Genomic DNA, 886 nt, shown 5'->3' on the forward strand with positions numbered 1-886 from the left:
CGATACCGTGGGCATCGTTATCACGATTGGTCTGTTTTGCCTTTGTTCTTGGTTGCTATTTCGTTCGGCACCTTTGATCGTTCGTTTCTTGGGTCAAACAGGCATCAACGTGATCACACGTATCATGGGTTTGATTCTTGGTGCGCTAGGCATCGAGTTTATTGCAAACGGCTTACGTAACTTGTTCCCTGGATTAGCCTGATTTTATTAATGGCGTTATGATAGAGCGATTCAACAATGGATCGCTTTGTCATGACGACTCACTCTCTAAAAAATACACTTTACGTCACTATATTTGGCACCCACACCAAAGCCGGCCGTGCTTTTGATATCGCGCTTATTATTGCCATCATCAGCTCATTAGCCGTTCTTGTTCTAGATTCCATTCCCTCGGTACGTGCCGAGTGGGCAAAAGAACTGAAGTACCTTGAATACACCTTCACCGGCCTGTTTACCATTGAGTACTTGCTACGTCTGTATTGCTCGCCAAAACCGGTGGCGTACGCAAAAAGTTTCTACGGTATTGTCGATCTGTTGGCGATCATCCCAACTTACTCAGTATTGTTCTTCCCATCCGCCTCTTTCATGGGCGTGATCAGAGCACTACGTGTGATGCGTATTTTTCGTATCTTGAAGTTGGTGAGGTACCTGCAAGAGTCCAACATTTTGTTGCGCTCATTACTAATGGCTCGCAGAAAGATCTTCATCTTCTTCACAACCGTCGCCATTTTGGTCACGATTTTCGGTTCATTGATTTTTATTGTTGAAGGGCCAGAAAACGGGTTTACCAGTATTCCGAAAAGTATTTATTGGGCTATTGTGACCATAACCACCGTGGGATATGGAGATTTGGTTCCGCAAACTAACTTAGGTAAAGCGCTGGCAT

The 886-nt window shown here is 44.7% G+C and carries 2 protein-coding genes; both read left to right on the forward strand.

Annotated elements, in window-relative coordinates:
• Positions 1-202, forward strand: a 202-nt coding sequence (locus R7Q11_RS25300) for a MarC family protein (RefSeq protein WP_318094448.1), incomplete at its 5' end; no start/stop codon positions are given.
• 35 nt (positions 203-237) lie between these two features.
• Positions 238-886 (forward strand): ion transporter (locus tag R7Q11_RS25305; RefSeq protein ID WP_225466896.1); only part of this gene is annotated, 649 nt, incomplete at its 3' end.

It is taken from the genome of Vibrio sp. 970 (assembly GCF_033339075.1).